This is a genomic window from Natrinema sp. SYSU A 869, from assembly GCF_019879105.1.
Taxonomy (GTDB): domain Archaea; phylum Halobacteriota; class Halobacteria; order Halobacteriales; family Natrialbaceae; genus Natrinema.
Genome location: NZ_CP082249.1, coordinates 3,363,236 through 3,377,549, shown reverse-complemented (window position 1 = coordinate 3,377,549; position 14,314 = coordinate 3,363,236). Strand labels below are relative to the sequence as shown.

The window sequence follows — 14,314 nt, the reverse complement described above, 5'->3', positions numbered from 1 at the left end:
ACCGTTAGTCGCCGGTGACCGGATCCCGCTCCCAGAACTCGCTTCCCTTCTGTAATTTCGGCACCCACGTGTCATTGGTCTTCGAGAGCAGGGCGACCCGAGAGGCCGGCACTCCCATGACCTCGTCGAAGCCGGGCATGTACTCCTGTATCTCTTCGGCGAACTCGATGACTTCCTCGTGCTCGGGCATCGCGGACCGATCGAGTCGACCTCGCGAGTGACCGACGTGCATGTAGGCTTTCAGCTCGATAAAGTCGGGGTCGGCCTGCTGATAGAAGCCGGCGTACCAGTCCGGGTTGTGCATGTTCTCGCCCTTGACGAGCGTTGTCCGGAGCACGGTCCGGGTCTCGTCCTTGTCCGCGAGAACCTCCATCGTCTCGAGGAGCTTCTCCCAGGCGTCGTCCTCCATCGCGCCGACGACCTGATCGAAGGTGTGGCGTTCGGGGGCGTCGACGCTGACGTAGAGCTGGGTCGGGTCGCAATCCCGGAGCATCTCCGGTCGAGTGCCGTTCGAGACGAGGAAGGTGGTGATGTCGCGGTCGTGGAAGGCCTCGATGAGTTCGGGCAGGTAAGGGTACAGCGTCGGCTCGCCGTCCAGAGAGATGGCGACGTGGCGGGGCTCCATCGCCTGGTCGAACACCTCGCGGGGGACCTCCTCGTTGCCGCCGAAGCCCGAGAGCAGTTTCTTCTGGAGTTTGATCGAGGCGTCGACGACTTCCTCGGGGTCGTCCCACTGGACGTCGTCCATCTCGTAGGAGTGGCCCTTGTGGTCGCGCCAGCAGAAGACGCAGCGCTCGTTACACCGGACGACCGGGGTCATCTGGATGCAACGGTGGGACTCGATACCGTAGAAGATGTTCTTGTAACACTTCCCCTCGCCGCGCATGGCGTTGGCCGTCCAACCGCAGGTCTGGGCGGCCGTGTGATTCTCGCTGTGGTAGTCCGGGCTCGAGACCTGTGCCGGTCCGCCACCGTCGCCGTCGCCATCGCCGCCGTCGGCCTCGGCGGTGGCGTCGGCGCTCGCTCCGTCGGCCCCGGGATTCGCGGAGTCGCTCATGTTGCCTGTCGTTGGGCGGGCGCGGGCAAAAGGTGTGTGGTGTCTGGGCCGACTACTCCTCGTTTCGGCGCTCGCTCGCGGAGTCGCCGCCGGGCCCGTCCGGCAGCGCGTGCGGATCGGCGGGCTCGTCGCCGTGTCTCACGTCGTCGCGCTCGAAGAGGTAGAGCGCCGGGCCCGCGATCACTATCACGAGCAACCCGGGAATCGGCACGTCCGGGGGGGCCAGATACGTGGCCAGCCCGCCGCCGCAGGTGACGACCACGAGCCCCGCCCACAGTGCCGGTCTCGAGACCTCGAGCCGGGTCGCGTCCCGGTAGACGGCGGCGGCACAGCCGAGGACAATCGCGAACCCGATGACGGTGACGGCGATCACCTGCAGCGAAACCATATCTCGAGATATACTGCCGGCCGTAAGTCAGTGTAGCGATTCGGCGGACCGTTCGCGGCAGATCGCCCACCCAGTTACGACCGGCAGTAGACGGAAACGACGGCAAACGCGTTCTGAGACGCACACTGGTGACGAGAGCGACGCTGACGGAACCGAACCGAGCATCGGCCTCGATCCGGTTCGCCGTCACCGATCGCCCGCTTCCGTACGAAAGCCTCGCGTTCTTCCCCGTTCCGGTCCAACACTCATGCATGATTGGAGCCTACACGATCGGCAAGAAAGCAGTCACGTTCGGCTACAAACGCTACGGCGTGCCGGGTGCGGTTGCATCGGGCGGCGCGGCGCTGGTCGGATACCTGATCGTCCGGCGAGCGCTGAAGTCGTCGACGAGCGACGGGAACGTCGACTCGGCGATCGACGCCGGCGAGATTCAGTCCGCGGTCGAGGAGAAGGGACTGGGCGCGGTGACCGAGAAGGGGACCCTCGATCGGGCGATCAACGAGGAGGTAGTCGGCTCCACCTTCGACATGAACGACGTCCAGTCGTCGGCCGAAGAGGAAACCAACGAGTTCGCCGACAGCGCGGGCGAGAGCGACTCGAGCGCCGAGAGCTAACATACAGCACAGACACGGACTTACTCAGCTATCGCGAGGCGGTGATGCGTTCCCGTGTAGACTCAATCGGCGTCCCTGATTCAGACAGATGACCCAGACAGAGACCTCCGAAACCGGCGACGATGCCGGCGTCAGGACCGTGCAGAACAGCTCGAGAATCGGCCGTGAGTACGCCTCGCGGACGCTGGAGTACGCCCGCGGTGGTGTCGGATCGGGTATCCCGGTGGGCGTCGGTGGCGGCGTAAGTCTCCTCGCGGGCGTCCGATCGGTCCGTCGGGGCAATTCCGAGCGCGGCTTCGGCCGACTCGCTCTGGGCGGCGTGCTCGTCGCGATCGCCCTCGCCCAGCGCCGATCGGCGGGCGAACGCGCTGACGGTCGAACCGGTATCGACCAGACCGACGTCGTCAGCACCGGCCCCGACATCGACGATCTCGAGCGGCGAGACGCCGGCGGGAGCCAGCACGCCAGCAGCGACGAGGCCCGAGAAATCGCTGGTACCGCTATCGACATCGAGGGCGCGGTTGACACCGAGGACGTGGACTCGAGTCCCGAACCCGAGAGCGATGTTGACGCAGCAGGGATCGACCAGACCGACGTCGCGGGGAGCGGCCCCGACGAGGAACGACTCGCTGATGCGGCCGCCGAGTCCGCCGGTTCCGAGACTGAGTCTGAGGCGGCAGAACGCGAGCCTTCGGCGGCCGAGCCAGAATCGTACGAGCGACTGGGTGCGGCAGCGTTCGACGAACACAGCAGCGAGATCCCGGTTCCCCAGCGCGCGTTCAACCGGAACATCCTGTCGCTTCGCTCCGAAGTATTCTGGGGGATTCGCGACGACGACGCCGTCTTCGTCTCACAGCAGTTCGATCCGATTCAGGACGGAGACGGGATCCGGTACGTTGCGAGCACCGAGATCGACGGCGACCGGAGCCTGACGATTCCCGACGCCGTGTTGAACCACTGGGACACGGTCGCGGGCGGCGGGATGGCCGTCGCCTCAGGCAACGACATCACGTTTCTCACGACCGATTCGCTGCAGGCAGATAGTCAGGTCCGGCTCGTCCCTGAGCAGTGGCTCGACGATGTGCTCGCGGACGAGGACTAGCGACGAGTCGTCGTCCCGTTACGTTCCGCCGCCTCGGACTCGCTCGAGGAGGGCGAGCGTCCCGTCGGCGTGCACATCGTCGAGCACCTCGTCGGCGGCCGCTTTCGCCGCCTCGTCGGCGTTTTCGACGGCGAACCCGCGACCGACGGTCTCGAAGGTCGAGACGTCGTTGATCGAGTCGCCGACGGCCACGCAGTCCGCGAGGTCGATACCCACGTGGTCGGCGATCGTCGTGATCCCCTCACCCTTGTTCGGATCGGTGTCCTTGACGTGGTAGGCGTAGCCAGTGTCGATCACCTCGAGCCCGTGTTTCGCGGCGATCTCGCGAAGGGGTTCGATCGGTTGCTCGAGGTTGACGGCGATCTCGGTCTCCCGCCAGCGGTTGACGGTGTCTTCTGCGCCCCAGCCAAGGTCGTAGCCGGCGGCCCGGTACTCCTCGGTGACGGCCCGGGCGGCCTCCCGGTCGGCAGTAAAGAAGACATCGTCGCCGGTGTAAACAACGCCGCCGTTCTCGGCGACGACGAGTTCGGGGATGCCGATGAAGTGACAGAGGGCGACGGGGTAGGGGAAGGCCTTCCCGGTCGCGATCACGACGGGCGCGTCCCACTCGCGGAGCGGGTCGAAGACGCGGGGATCGATCCCCCAGCCTTCGGGGCGGGTCAGCGTGCCGTCGATATCGAGGACGAGCGGCGGATCGGCTGTCATACCGGCAGATGAGGAGTCCGGCACCTAAAACGGTCGGGTCAGTGAATCGGCGTCCTGCTGGACTCGCGACAGCGACGAGAGGTCACCCCGTCGATCAGTCCCGCTTCTTCTCGGGCTTGGTTGCTTTGAGCGCGACGGGATTGACCGGACCGCCCGTGGCCCGTTCGACGTGTAGCGGTGCCGACGCGAAGAGGAAGTCGTAGATTCCGTCGTCGGCACACTGCGCTGCGAGGTCTTCGAGGCGCATGACCTCATTGAGCGAGACGCCCAGATCGCGAAGGAGCGCGCCGTGCAGCGGGATGACGTACTGGTCGCCGTCGATGGTCTGGGTGACCTTCTCAACGGCGACGTTGTCCGCGCCGATTAGCGGGATCTCCATGTCGTGCACCCAGCGGACGAGGTCCTCGCTGAAGGCCAGTCCGGGCTCGTTCAACGGGTCCCACTCCGCCTCGGAGTCGGTCACGCGCTCGATCGCGCCGGTCCGGAACAGGATGATGTCCCGCTTCCGGAGGTCGACTCCCTGGGCATCGGCCGTTGCCCGGAGATCCTCGAGCGTCACTTCCGCGCCGAGCTCGAGCCAGCCGCGGTCGTTGCCCCGCATGCGACCGACGTCGAGGAGGACGCCCCGACCCGCGACGCCGGCCTCGGCCAGCGGGGAGATATCGGCGGCTGAGTGGCCCCGCGTCTCGCTCACTTCGCCGGGTTCGCCGTCCACGCAGCCGGGAACCGCGCGATCGAACTCCTTCGTCTGGGCCGTGACGGTCTCGTCGTGGCCGTTGTAGACCTCGTCGCCGTACCAGGCGTGGCCCAGCGCGTCCATGTGGGTCGCGCCGTGAAGGAACAGCTCCGTGACGAACCGGTCGTCGGAGTACTTGATACCGCCCGGATTGGGCGTGACATCGCCCTCTGCGTAGGATTTCGCGTCCTGCGTGTTGTCGCGACGCCCAGGGGTCCGACCCGGGAACAGCGGATCGCCGGTATCCGTCGTCGGCGCGTCGGCGTCACCGGTGAGAACGTTGATCGTGTCGCCGGTCATTGGCAACTGGAGCGTGAACCGCTCGATCCCCTTCGGGCCGCGCCGCATCGCCGCCTCCATCCCCCTGTACGCCTGTTCGCTCCCCAAGAGATTGAGCGCGCCGAGTTCGTCGTCCTCTCCCCACCGCTCCCAGTTGTCCGGCAGGTCCGCGAGCACCGCCCGGAGATCGGCGTCCGTCGCCGCAACGGAGTCGACGCTCAGTCCGGCCGCTGCCATCGCCGCGACCGCACCGCAGCCTCGCATGAAGTTACGTCGATCGACGCTCGAGTCACCGCTCGGACCAGTCTCGTGATCGTGTCCAGTCATCGTGTCACGTGCTACCACTAGACTTGAAACTTGGGAATAAATGGCACTGTCTAGATAAGAGAAACCGCAATACAGGGAGGTAATGAAGTGACGATATCAATTGTAAAATTACCATCTTGGATCTGATATAGGGGACTCTGTTCTACGAGCAGCGATAGTTCGGCTGCTTCAGCAAACTTCCCATAATCAGTGACGATTTCAGATCTCACCGGTAACGATGTAACAGGCTCTGAAACGCTCCTCTACGTCGGAATCGAGTAACTAGACAGTGCCGAATAAATCGTCTCATCAGTTACACGAGGTGAATTGCCACCGTACGTTTATTATCGATTCAGTACTCAAGACCGCTGGAAAGAGGCATTCGGAGTTCAAATTATATACGATTACTCGAGTATTGAGATTGTCTCGTAGTGTAAAATACCGCAATAGTGGCCGTCTGAGAGAGGGCGAAATCGCGGAATCGATGCGCTCGTTCAGAGACCGAGGTAGCCCGCGTTGGGCAACAGACCGGCCAGATAGAGGACGCCCAGAATCAACATGAACGCCGCGATGGCCATTGCCGGCGGGTCGACGTGCGTCCCAGAGTGCGAGTAGAATACGCGCTGACTTACCTCGCCGATGAGGCCGCTGATCGCACCGAACGCACCGGCGACGAGCAAGGCAGCCGGCTCGCTGCCGATGGCTGGCATCGCGATCACTGCGCCCACAGCGCCCAGGAGCGTAATGTGGTGAGTGACCGGAATCTTCTCGACGCCGAGGTTGAGAAACAGCAGGCTCATCGCGGAGATGGCATAGCCCATGAAGATACTCCCCGTCTCGAGCCAGATGAAGCCGCCGAGGATTCCGCCGACGATTCCGATCGCAGTGACGCCGGACCACTCATACTGGTGGGGGAGCCAGGGCTCGGTCGCCAACCGATCGGTCTCGGTACCGCCGTCGGCCACCATGCGTTTCTCCTCACGCTCGAACGGCGACATGTCGAGAATGTTCGAGCCACTGATCCTGCCTACGAGCGGGTAGCCGAACACGACTCGAGCCAGCAGCGCCGTCGCGACGACCGAGAGCGCGATGTTGTCGGTCGGAAACCCGATCCCGGCCATCACACGGGTGATGAGCATTCCGAGCGCGCCGAAGATCGCCCCGACCGCGAGGATGTCGGGTTTGGTCCCGAACGCGTACAGGATGTTCTTCCCGAAGTGGTAGTCCCAGTCGTCGGGCTCCATCTCGGGGTACTTCCGCCCAGCGTACGCCGTCGCGGCGACGCCGCCGGCGAAGGCGATGTGGGGACCGGTCACCGCGCCGAAGCCGATCGTGTCGGTTATGCCAGTCGCGAGTTCTCCCGACGAGACGGCCTCAAGCCCTCCGACCTCTCGCTGGAGAACAGCGATCCCCTCGCCGAGGAAGACGACGAAACCCGTGAAGACGAACGAGGGCAGCGCGCCGAGCGCCGCGCCGAACGCACCGCCGGCGAGCGCGGCGATGAGCAGGACGGCGAACGCTTCGAACTCCATGCCGATGACGGGAACCTGCAGTAGCACCTGTATCATGGCTCACTCCTCTCCGTCCCGTGCCCAGTCGCGAGATCGTTCGACGGCGTCCGACCAGCGGTCGTACCGCCGGTCGGCCGTCTCGGGATTCATCGACGGTTCGAACTCCGCGTCGACTTGCCAGTTGCTCCGCAACTCGTCGGGATCGCTCCAGTAACCGACGGCGAGTCCGGCCGCGTACGCCGAGCCCAGCGCCGTCGTCTCGTCGACCACGGGCCGAACGATCCCCGAGCCGATGATGTCCGACTGGAGCTGACAGAGGAAGTTGTTCTTGACCGCGCCGCCGTCGACCTTCAACGACGTCATCTCGATGCCCGAGTCGGCCTCCATGGCCTCCGCCACGTCCCGGGTCTGGTACGCGATCGACTCGAGGGTCGCCCGAACGACGTGTTCCTTCCGCGTGCCCCGCGTCATCCCGACGATAGTACCGCGTGCGCGCTGGTCCCAGTGGGGTGCTCCCAGTCCCGTAAACGCAGGGACGACGTAGACGCCGTCCGTCGAGTCGACGCTGCGGGCGAGTTCCGCCGTCTGGGCGGGATTGTCGATCAGCGACATGTCCTCGAGCCACTCGATCGCCGCGCCGGTGATGAAGATCGACCCCTCGAGCGCATATTGGACGTCCTCGCCCGAGCGCTGGAAGCCGATCGTCGTCAGGAGGCCGTGATCGGATTCGACGGCCTCGCTCCCGGTGTTCATCAGGAAGAACGAACCGGTGCCGTAGGTGTTCTTCGCGTCACCGGCGTCGAAACAGGTCTGACCGAACAGCGCCGCCTGTTGATCACCGAGCGCGCCCGCGACCGGCACCTCGGCCTCGAGGAAGCCCTCCGGATCGGTCGATCCGTAGGTCGCGTCGTCGCTAGACGGGCGGACCTCGGGCAGCATTTCTTCGGGGATGTCGAACTCCGCGAGGAGGTCGTCGTCCCATTCGAGGTCGTGGATGTTGTACAGCATCGTCCGCGAGGCGTTCGTGACTTCGGTGATGTGCTCGCCGGTGAGGTTGTAAATCAGCCACGTGTCGATGGTACCAAAGAGGACGTCGCCTTTCTCCGCGCGGTCGCGGATATCCTCGGGCCGGGAGCGCTCGAGTTTGATCGGATCGGCGTTGTCGAGCAGCCACTCGGCTTTCGTCGCCGAGAAATAGGCATCGGCTTCGAGGCCGGTCTTGTCGCGAATCGTCTCGACCAGTTCGTCGTCCTCGAGTTGCTCGACGCGGTCGGTCGTCCGCCGGTCCTGCCAGACGATGGCGTTGTGAACCGGGCGGCCGGAGTCGGCATCCCACAGGAGCGTGGTCTCGCGCTGGTTGGTCACGCCGATGGCCTCGAGCTGGTTGGGGCTGATCCCTGCCTGTCCGAGCGCCTGTCGAATGACGTCTTTGGTGTTGTCCCAGATTTCCATCGGATCGTGCTCGACCCAGCCGGGTTCCGGATAGATCTGTTCGTGTTTCTCGTAGGCGTTCGCGACGACTTGCCCCTCGTGATCGAACACGATGAAGCGCGTGCCGGTCGTCCCCTGGTCTACCGCACCGACATAGGTATTATCTGTCATAGGTAGTCACCCGCACTCCCACAGACTGTTTTACTAGTGGAAGCGTGCTACTGGTAAACATTCCGACGATCATTATAAATGTTTTCAAAATCATAATTCATAGTTCATATAGGGTTGTGAAGTGGTCTCTCCATCGGCAGCTAGAAGTGCGGTTTTCGGCAGAATTTCGGCATCATATACAGCGCCGTCGGCCATTCGGCCGATTGACCGAGACGGACAATCTTCGAAACCAGTCAATTGTTATGGCCGTTGTCGCATCGCCGATAAAATAAAGATGGAGGTGTCCGTAGGGGCTACTGACAGAATGGCACGGGATACCGAGGTCCTCGTTCTCGGCGGTGGCTCGACTGGCTGTGGCATCGCCCGCGACCTGGCGATGCGCGGCCTCGAGGTCACACTCGTCGAGCGGGGGAACCTCACGGACGGAACGACCGGTCGGATGCACGGTCTCTTACACAGCGGTGGGCGGTACGCCGTCTCCGACCAGGCCAGCGCGACGGAGTGTATCGAGGAAAACGAGATCCTTCGGGAGATCGCCGGTCACTGCGTCGAGTTGACCGGCGGCCTGTTCGTCCAGCGGCCGGAAGACTCGGACGACTACTTTCGGGAGAAACTCGAGGGCTGTCGAGAGTGTGGGATTCCCGCCCGCGTACTCTCCGGGACGGAAGCCCGCGAGGTCGAACCGTACCTCGCGGATGATGTCAAACGAGCGATCGAGGTCCCCGATGGCGCGGTCGACCCGTTCCGGCTCTGCGTCGCGAACGCGATCGACGCAGAGAACCACGGCGCGCGGGTCGAGACCCACGCCGAGGTGGTCGACCTCTTGCGTGACGGCGACGACATCTATGGGGTCGAGGTGCGCCATGAGTCCGGTCCCGGTAAGCGCACGCACGCCGCGCCCGGCACCACCGAGGAGATCACCGCCGACTACGTGGTCAACGCGACCGGCGCGTGGGCCGGGCAGATCGGCGCGATGGCGGACCTCGAGATCGAAGTCCGACCCTCCAAGGGCGTGATGACGATCATGAACGTCAGGCAGGTCGACACCGTGATCAACCGCTGCCGACCGAAGGGCGACGCGGATATCGTCGTGCCCCACGAGACGACGGCCATCCTCGGGACGACCGACGAGGAGGTCGACGACCCGGACGACTACCCCGAGGCGGGGTGGGAGGTCGACCAGATGATCGATACCCTCTCGGAACTGGTTCCGATCCTCGAGGAAGCCCGAACGATCCGCTCATTCTGGGGCGTCCGTCCCCTCTACGAACCGCCGGGAACCGGCACACAGGACCCAACGGACATCACGCGGGACTTCTTCCTGCTCGATCACGCCGACCGAGACGGCGTGTCGGGGATGTCCAGCATCGTCGGCGGCAAGTTCACCACCTACCGGGCGATGGCCGAGGAGATCTCTGATCACGTCTGCGAGAAACTGGGCGTGAACGCTGCCTGTGCAACCGCCGACGAACCTCTCCCCGGTAGCGAGAACATCGAAACGCTCGAGGCGGGAATGGACGACTTCGGCCTTCGTTCGCCGGTGGCCCGCCGGAGCAAGCAACGACTGGGAAGCCGGGCGAGCGAGGTGCTCGAGACGGACGAGCCGAACCCGGTCATCTGCCAGTGCGAGGGCGTGACCCGCGCGGAGATCCGGGACGGGATCTCGCAATCTGGCTCGGACCTGAACGCGGTTCGCCTCCGGACACGCGCCTCGATGGGGAACTGTCAGGGCGGCTTTTGCTGTCAGAACATGGCGAACGAGCTTCACCCGACGTACGACGAGGAGACGGTCCGCGAGGCGCTGGACGAACTCTTTCAGGAACGCTGGAAGGGCGAACGCCACGCGCTGTGGGGCGAACAGCTCTCGCAGGCGATGCTCAACTACGCGCTCCATGCGACGACGATGAACCGGGATCGGGATCCCGCGAGCGCGAGCGGAGACATCGACTTCGCGGCCTTCGACGGCGGCCGAAGCGATCGGAATCGCGTCGACGGCTCTCGGAGGGCCGACTGAATGGCGATCGAGGACGACGTGCTCGTCATCGGCGGCGGACTCGCCGGGGCGACCGCCGCGCTCGCCGCTGCAGAGCGGGACGTGCAAGTGCGACTCGTCTCGTATAAGCAGAGTACGCTCCGCAACGCCAGCGGATTGATCGACGTGCTGGGCTATACGCCGGCGGGCGACGGGCCACTCGTGGATCCCTTCGAGGCACTCGAGACCCTCCCCGAGGGGCACCCCTACGAGCGGGTCGGGAGCGAGGTGGTCCGCGACGCCCTCTCGTTCTTCGATGACATCGCAGGCGACGCTTACGCGGGGTCGCATACGGACGCGAACGCGCTTGTCCCGACCCACGGCGGCACCGTTAAGCCGACCGCGCGGTATCCGACGTCAACCGCGGCCGGGCTGGCGAGCGACGACCGCGATACCCTGCTCGTCGGCTTCGAGACGCTACCGGACTTCGAGGCCCCGCTGGCGGCGTCTCATCTCGAGGCGGCCGGTGCCCCTTCACGGCCCGTGGCGTGACGGTTCGGTTCCCCGGCATCGTCCGGGACGACGCGAAGATCACGCGGTACGCACACTTGCTCGACCACGACGAAGCCGTCGAGACGACAGACGGAACATCAGCGGGTGAGACGACTGCTCGCACAGCCCTTGCCGAGACTATCCGAGCGCATCTCGAGGGCGAGTCCCGCGTCGGCTTCCCCGCGATACTCGGCGACGACCGCGCCGACGAGGTCAGGGCCGACCTCGCGGACCGGCTCGGCGTCGAGGTCTTCGAGGTCCCAATGGGTCCACCGAGCCTACCCGGAATCCGGCTCGAGGACCTGCTCTACGAGGCACTCGAGGAGGCGGGCGTTCGCGTGACCACGGGCGTCCCCGTGGTCGACTACGAGACCGACAGTGACGGGCCGAGCGCGAACGGGTCCGAACGGATCGATCACGTCATCGTCGACCGAAACGGGGCCGAGGTTCCCCACCGCGCCGAACAGTATGTGCTCGCGACGGGCGGACTGGTCGGCAAGGGGGTACAGTCGGATCGCGAACGGGTGTTCGAACCGATCTTCGACTGTCACGTCCCTCACGCGACGGACCGCTACGACTGGTTCGTCGACGACGTTTTCGGCGACCAGCCCTACGCGCGGTTCGGCCTGCCGGTCGACCGAGACCTCAGACCGCTCGACGCCGGCGACGATCCCGAATTTTTGAACCTGCACGCGGCGGGTGCGGTACTCGGCGGCTACGACTTCGCCGCGGAGAAGTCCGGGAGCGGCGTCTCGCTGGCGACGGGCTATGTCGCCGGTCAGCGCGCCGCGGAGGGGAGCCGATGACGGCCGTATCGGCCCGCTTGTGGAGGGTATCGGTCGACGAACGACCGACGGACGAACAACCAACGGACGAACGACCGACGCGAGCGACAGCGACGGACCGACCTACGTAATCCCATGAGCGACGCAGAACAGCCGACCGACGACGGCGTATCGGGCGACGACGAATTCGAGCCGATTCAGGTCTTCCCCGAGGCCGAGGAGATGGACCTCCGGCCGGGAGCCGATAACTGCTACAAGTGCTCGACCTGCGACACCAACTGTCCCGTCGCCGAGGTCGACGACGAGTTCCCCGGACCGAAGTTTCAGGGGCCCGAGCAGTGGCGACTCAAGCGCCAAGACGATCAGGACATCGACGACTCGGTGATGAAGTGCTCGAATTGCATGCGCTGTGACAGCGCCTGTCCCTCCGACGTGCCGCTCTCGCAGATGCACAACACCGCTCGAGGGGAGTTCGTTGAAGAACAGATGGAGAAACTCTCGCGGGAGTACATCCGCAATCGGATTCTCGCTAACTACCGGCGGCTCGCCCCCTGGGATCGATGTTTCCGCGGACGACGAACTTCGTGATGGGGCTCTCAGCGACGCAGTGGCTCGGCGAGAAGATGCTCGGGATCACGGGCGAGCGGGAGTTCCCTGAGTTCGCGACGGAGACGTTCCGCGAGTGGTGGACAGCACGCGGTGGCGCACAGGTCCAGAGCGACGAAAAGCGGATCGCGTACTTCCACGGCTGCTATTCGAACTACAACACTCCCGAGGTCGCGAAGGCGCTGGTCCACGTCTACGAACACTTCGGCTACGAAATCATGGTTCCCGACCAGCACTGTTCGGGGACACCGATGTTCGCAAACGGCATGCTCGAGGACGCGCGCCGATCGGCCGAGACGAACGTCCGCGAACTCGGTGCGGCTATCCGGGATGGCGCGGACGTCGTCGCCTCCTGTAGCTCTTGTTCGATGTCGCTGCGTCAGGAGTACCCCGAACTGTTCGACTTCGAGGGACCGAGGAGGTCGCCGAAAACACCTGGGACGCCGTCGAGTACCTTCGGGTTCACGAGGACCTCGAAGCCGAACTCGAGGGCACCTCGGTTGGCGACGAGTTCGACGACTTCGCCTACCACGCGCCCTGTCACGCTCGGAATCAGGGACTTGACGGCCAGACGACCGAAGTACTGGCCGCCATCGACGGCGTCGATGCCCACGACGTTGGCGACTCCTGCTCGGGCATTTCCGGTACATATGGCTGGAAGGCGGAGAACTACGAAACCTCCATGAAAATCGGGGACGAAATGTTCGACCACATGGAAGATTCGGAGGCGGAAACGGGGCTCACAGAGTGTCCGACTTGCTCGATGCAGATGGAACACGGAACTGGCTACGAAATTTCCCATACACTCGAGGTGCTTGAGGCAGCGCTCGTCGGGGAGATAACGGAGGCGGCCGCGCAGTAATGGACTTACAGGAGCGTATTGCCCGCCGCCGATCGGCACGGCAGGGACCGCGTGTCGTCGTCGACCGCGAGGGGCTCAGCCCGCTTGTCCACCGGCCGGAGCCAGTCGGTCGCGGCCCCGTTCTGGAGCAACTGCTCGACGCGCTCGAGCCGATCTTCGACGGCGAGCTACCGCCGCCGGTCGCAGTGGTCGGGCCGGCGGGATCGGGAACGTCCGCGATCGTGACGGCGCTGTTCGACGCACTAAATCAGGAGTTCGGCGGCTCGAACCGAACGATCGCCACGACAACGCGAGGCGGGAACACCGGCCCGGTGACGTGGTTCGTCACTGTCGACGGCCGCCACGTCGAGAGCCCGTTCGCGTTCTACCGAGCCGTGCTGTCGGAACTCTCGAGGGAACAGGTTCCCGAGAGCGGCGTCGGCACCGACGACCTGCGTGAGCGGCTATCCGACACGCTCGCTCGCCCCGACCGTCGCGCGATCGTCGCGATCGACCACCACGACGAACCGGAGACACTCGGTGCCGAGCGCGTCCGCGAACTGTTGGCCCCGGTCGAGGACTGCATCGCCACTGTCGCCGTCGGACAGCGAGCGCCCGACGATCATCGGGGACCCACCGTCACCGTTCCAGCCTACCGCGATCACGAACTCGTCGATGTCGTGACAGACCGCGCCTCGACGGGCCTCGCCGCCGGCGCGCTCGATCACGACGCCGTTCGCGAACTCGCCGGCTGGGCGGACGGGAACGCACACGACGCGCTCGCAGCCCTGTTCGGGGCGGCCGTCCTCGCGAGCGAGGCCGACGCGGATCGGATCGAACCGGGCCACCTCGAGCGAGCGCGGGACGACGTGCCCGATGATGGCGTTCACGTGAGCCGGGCGCTCGCACTTTCGGAGACCCGCCAGCGGGTGCTGCTGGCGCTAGTCGATCTCGAGTCGGGCGAGCGGCCGATTCGCGAGATCGCGACAGCGATCGCCGATCGGTCATCGCTGACCGCCGGGACGGTCAAGCGATTCCTGTACGAACTCGCGGATCGCGGCGTCATCGACCGAGTCCCGTTACCGGCTACCGACAACGGCAGCGGTCGGCAGCCGAGCACGGTCGAGCCACGGTTTCCGACGATCGCGTTTCGAGCACTTGCGGCCGTGACGGCGGCTAACGCTGATTCCTAGATCTGGTCCGGCCGATACAATCCTTTTTGACCGTGCGGGCGAATAGTTGTGACACTAACGGGTGA

The 14,314-nt window shown here is 64.9% G+C and carries 10 protein-coding genes and 2 pseudogenes; 6 read left to right on the top strand and 6 right to left on the bottom strand.

The window, feature by feature from the left end; all coding sequences use genetic code 11:
• Positions 1-4: 4 nt before the first annotated feature.
• Both twy1 and K6I40_RS24935 read right to left on the bottom strand, forming a co-directional pair.
• Entirely contained in the window at positions 5-1,057 is a 1,053-nt protein-coding gene (gene twy1, locus K6I40_RS24940) for a 4-demethylwyosine synthase TYW1 (RefSeq protein ID WP_222917924.1), read from the bottom strand.
• A gap of 52 nt (positions 1,058-1,109) precedes the next feature.
• The gene (locus K6I40_RS24935; RefSeq protein WP_222917921.1) at positions 1,110-1,445 is read right to left on the bottom strand and encodes a hypothetical protein; all 336 of its coding nucleotides are present in this window, start codon (positions 1,443-1,445) and stop codon (positions 1,110-1,112) included.
• Positions 1,446-1,696: 251 nt separating this feature from the next.
• Here K6I40_RS24935 and K6I40_RS24930 point away from each other — a divergent pair, with 251 nt between their 5' ends.
• A complete protein-coding gene (locus K6I40_RS24930; RefSeq protein WP_222917919.1) occupies positions 1,697-2,059 on the top strand; it encodes a hypothetical protein in 363 nt (120 codons plus the stop codon).
• 88 nt (positions 2,060-2,147) lie between these two features.
• Entirely contained in the window at positions 2,148-3,161 is a 1,014-nt protein-coding gene (locus K6I40_RS24925) for a hypothetical protein (RefSeq protein WP_222917917.1), read from the top strand.
• An 18-nt stretch (positions 3,162-3,179) separates the two neighbouring features.
• On the opposite strand, the gene K6I40_RS24920 is transcribed toward K6I40_RS24925, so the two are convergent.
• The 4 genes from K6I40_RS24920 to glpK all read right to left on the bottom strand — a co-directional run bounded on the left by K6I40_RS24920 (position 3,180) and on the right by glpK (position 8,300).
• The gene (locus tag K6I40_RS24920; protein WP_222917914.1) at positions 3,180-3,866 is read right to left on the bottom strand and encodes an HAD-IIB family hydrolase; all 687 of its coding nucleotides are present in this window, start codon (positions 3,864-3,866) and stop codon (positions 3,180-3,182) included.
• A gap of 94 nt (positions 3,867-3,960) precedes the next feature.
• Positions 3,961-5,208 (bottom strand): cyclase family protein, encoded by a 1,248-nt coding sequence (locus K6I40_RS24915; protein ID WP_222917912.1) that lies wholly within the window; start codon positions 5,206-5,208, stop codon positions 3,961-3,963.
• 473 nt (positions 5,209-5,681) lie between these two features.
• The gene (locus K6I40_RS24910) at positions 5,682-6,755 is read right to left on the bottom strand and encodes a hypothetical protein (protein WP_222917910.1); all 1,074 of its coding nucleotides are present in this window, start codon (positions 6,753-6,755) and stop codon (positions 5,682-5,684) included.
• A gap of 3 nt (positions 6,756-6,758) precedes the next feature.
• The gene (glpK, locus tag K6I40_RS24905; RefSeq protein WP_222917908.1) at positions 6,759-8,300 is read right to left on the bottom strand and encodes a glycerol kinase GlpK; all 1,542 of its coding nucleotides are present in this window, start codon (positions 8,298-8,300) and stop codon (positions 6,759-6,761) included.
• 304 nt (positions 8,301-8,604) lie between these two features.
• Here glpK and glpA point away from each other — a divergent pair, with 304 nt between their 5' ends.
• From glpA to K6I40_RS24885, 4 genes and pseudogenes are all read left to right on the top strand, one after another.
• The gene (glpA, locus tag K6I40_RS24900) at positions 8,605-10,314 is read left to right on the top strand and encodes an anaerobic glycerol-3-phosphate dehydrogenase subunit GlpA (protein ID WP_222917906.1); all 1,710 of its coding nucleotides are present in this window, start codon (positions 8,605-8,607) and stop codon (positions 10,312-10,314) included.
• Positions 10,315-11,630: pseudogene (gene glpB / locus K6I40_RS24895) on the top strand (glycerol-3-phosphate dehydrogenase subunit GlpB).
• Positions 11,631-11,744: 114 nt separating this feature from the next.
• A pseudogene (locus K6I40_RS24890) lies at positions 11,745-13,077 on the top strand (anaerobic glycerol-3-phosphate dehydrogenase subunit C).
• Positions 13,077-14,249 carry an AAA family ATPase gene (locus K6I40_RS24885; RefSeq protein WP_222917904.1) on the top strand — a complete coding sequence of 391 codons (1,173 nt, stop codon included), beginning with the start codon at positions 13,077-13,079 and terminating at the stop codon, positions 14,247-14,249. Before K6I40_RS24890 ends, K6I40_RS24885 begins: the two are co-directional and overlap by 1 nt.
• The last annotated feature ends 65 nt before the right edge of the window (positions 14,250-14,314 follow it).